The organism is Gemmatimonadales bacterium, assembly GCA_030697825.1.
In the GTDB taxonomy this organism is placed as follows: Bacteria; Gemmatimonadota; Gemmatimonadetes; order Gemmatimonadales; family JACORV01; genus JACORV01.
Genome location: JAUYOW010000248.1, coordinates 1 through 2,510, shown reverse-complemented (window position 1 = coordinate 2,510; position 2,510 = coordinate 1). Strand labels below are relative to the sequence as shown.

Annotated in this window: 5 protein-coding genes; all 5 read right to left on the bottom strand. The window is 71.4% G+C overall.

From position 1 onward, the window contains the following. Window positions 1–142 precede the first annotated feature (142 nt). A complete protein-coding gene (locus Q8Q85_12715) occupies window positions 143–529 on the bottom strand; it encodes a heavy metal-associated domain-containing protein (GenBank protein MDP3775116.1) in 387 nt (128 codons plus the stop codon). 15 nt (window positions 530–544) lie between these two features. After that, complete coding sequence (locus Q8Q85_12710; GenBank protein MDP3775115.1) at window positions 545–886, bottom strand: mercuric transporter MerT family protein; 342 nt, start codon at window positions 884–886, stop codon at window positions 545–547. Continuing rightward, complete coding sequence (locus tag Q8Q85_12705) at window positions 883–1,212, bottom strand: metal-sensing transcriptional repressor (protein ID MDP3775114.1); 330 nt, start codon at window positions 1,210–1,212, stop codon at window positions 883–885. Before Q8Q85_12705 ends, Q8Q85_12710 begins: the two co-directional genes overlap by 4 nt. 135 nt (window positions 1,213–1,347) lie before the next feature. After that, window positions 1,348–2,070 (bottom strand): TVP38/TMEM64 family protein, encoded by a 723-nt coding sequence (locus Q8Q85_12700; GenBank protein ID MDP3775113.1) that lies wholly within the window; start codon window positions 2,068–2,070, stop codon window positions 1,348–1,350. Window position 2,071: 1 nt separating this feature from the next. Beyond that, window positions 2,072–2,510, bottom strand: a 439-nt coding sequence (locus Q8Q85_12695; GenBank protein MDP3775112.1) for an inorganic phosphate transporter, incomplete at its 5' end; no start/stop codon positions are given.

Genomic DNA, 2,510 nt, shown 5'->3' with positions numbered 1-2,510 from the left:
CACGCGCGCGCCCAGCTCGGCGGCCTTGATCGCGGCGGCGAATCCCGCCGAGCCACCTCCGACGATGACGAGGTCGAACTCCGTGCGGCCGTGCTCACCTCTCGCATCCATGACTAGCTCGATCGCCCGCTCGGCGGCCATCTCACCCGCCTCCCTGCCGGCCGCCGACGGCGCTGTCCTCAGCCGTGAGCGTGGCGCGATAGCCGGTCATCCGTCGCAGGTGCTGCGCGATTCGCTCCGGCGTCACGCGCCGGGGATCGTACCGCACCACCGCGCTGGCCGAGTCGTAGGAGATTCTCGCGTGATACACGCCCGTTAGGCGCTGAAGCGCCAGGCGCGCCGTCGTCGCGCAGCTCCCGCACGTCATCCCCTGAATCGCGACACGCGCCACCGCCGTGTCGGGCGCCTGCACCTCCGCTGCCGCGAGGGTGGCCGCCCCGACGGGCGACCCGCCGCACCAGGGGCACAGCCGCGCCGCGGAAAGGGCGACCACAGCGGACGCCAAACCGATCTTCATCGCCTGCAGCATCGAACCTTCCTCCTGCTAAAGGACGAACCGCGACCAGTAAGGGAACGTGGCGAACACCGCGGCGAAGACCGTCGCGAGCCACACGGTCCTGCGCATCATGCGGCGGGTGCGAGGATCGGCGCACGGCTTTCCGGGCTCGCAGGCGTTGCGCTCCTCCTTCCGCAGGCTCCAGTGGCCGACGCCGAGCGCGAGCGCCGTCGCGCCCACGAAGTACGGCCGCAGCGGCTCGAAGGTGCTGGCGAGTCCCGCCCCGGAGACACCCACCGCTACGGCGACCAGGGGCCCCGCGCAGCACAGCGCCGACGCCGCGGCCGCCGCCACGGCGCCCCCCGCCGATGCCCAGACCCGCCGGATCATGAGGCGTGCCGCAGCGCGTGTGCCAGCGCGCCCTTCAGACTCGCGAGCGCCTTCGTGCCACGCCCCCCCCGCACGTCCTCAGCGACGCACGTCTCGATATGCCCCTCGAACAGCTCCACCATGATGCCATTCATGGCCTGCTTGATGGCCCCGAGCTGCACCAGCAGATCGTCGCACGATTGATGGGCGGCGAGCAGGCGCTGGACCCCGCGCACCTGGCCCTCGAGCCGCTTCAACCGGTTCTGGATGCGGCGCTCGACTTCCGGCCTCAGATATACCGCCGGGGCGCACGTCGTGGACACAGTCACCTCACGAGTAGTAGTCACGGCCGCGAAGATACCCCCATGGGTATATAACGCACAAGGCAGGCCCCGGGTTCCGGCAGCTACGCCTCGGGTCCCGCGAGCGCTACGCGAAGGGATCTTCGCGGCGGCGGCGGCGATCGAGCATGGACGTAGGGGTCAGGCGGCGACGAGCGGATTGCCGGCGGCGTCTTCCTTGCACGTCTCTCGCAACAGCTTTCTCGCGCGGCGGACGACCAGCACCACCACCAAGGCCGTCGCGGCGAGACCGGCCCACCGCAGGGCCTGGGTCACGATGCCGGCCGCCGCCCCACTCCCATGCAGCAGGTCCCCGGCGTTGGTGCCCAGCGAGCCGACGTACACGTAGAGGATCGTCGCCGGCAGCATGCCCAGGAACGAGCCCAGGACGTAGTCGCGCAGGCGGACGCGCGTGAGCCCCAGCGCGTAGCTGAGCAGGCCGAACGGGAGGACGGGAGAGAGCCTGAGCAGCAACACGATCTTGAAGCCCTGGTCGCCGATGACCTGGTCGATGGCGGCGCACAGCGGCCACTTCGGCAGCCGTTGCAGCACCCACTCGCGTGCGACGGTCCGTCCCAGCAGGAAGGCGACGGTCGCCGCGAGCACGCTGGTGGGCGAGGCGACCAGTATCCCCCACACCGGCCCGAAGGCGAACCCCGCCGCCGCCGTGAGCAGCGAGGCCGGCAGTAGCGCGAGCGTCGCGACGACGTAGACCGCGACGTAGACCACCGCGGCCGTCGCGCCGGCGCTCCGGATCCACTCCACGAACGGCAGGGCCCAGCGATCGAGCGGCGCAACGAGCACGACGCCGGCGACTTCCGCCACCACCGCTGCCCCCAGGACCAGTCGCGTCGTCCGCGTCATCTCACCGCCAGAGGCCGGCGACCGAATAGGCGGCGGCCGCCACCACCCCGGCCAGCGGCACGGTCACCAGCCACGCCAGCGCCATGTCGCGCACCATCCTCCAGCGTACGTTGCCGCGGTGCATTCCGACTCCGATCACGGCGCTCGAGGAAACGTGGGTGGTGGACACCGGGAGCGAGAATCCCGATGCGGCGCCGACCAGGACCGACGTCACCAGGTTCGCCGCGAATCCGTCGTCGGGCGACAGCTTCGTGACCTTCCCCGCCAGCGTCGCGGTCACCCGGGAGCCGGCAACGTAGCTGCCCGCCCCCATTGCCAGCGCGACCAGCACGTAGAGGGACTGGCCCGACACGGAGCCCGCCGCCGCGACGAGGCCGAGGGCCAACATCTTCGGTGCGTCGTTGAGCCCGCGGAGCAGGCTGGTCAGCCCCGCGGAGAGC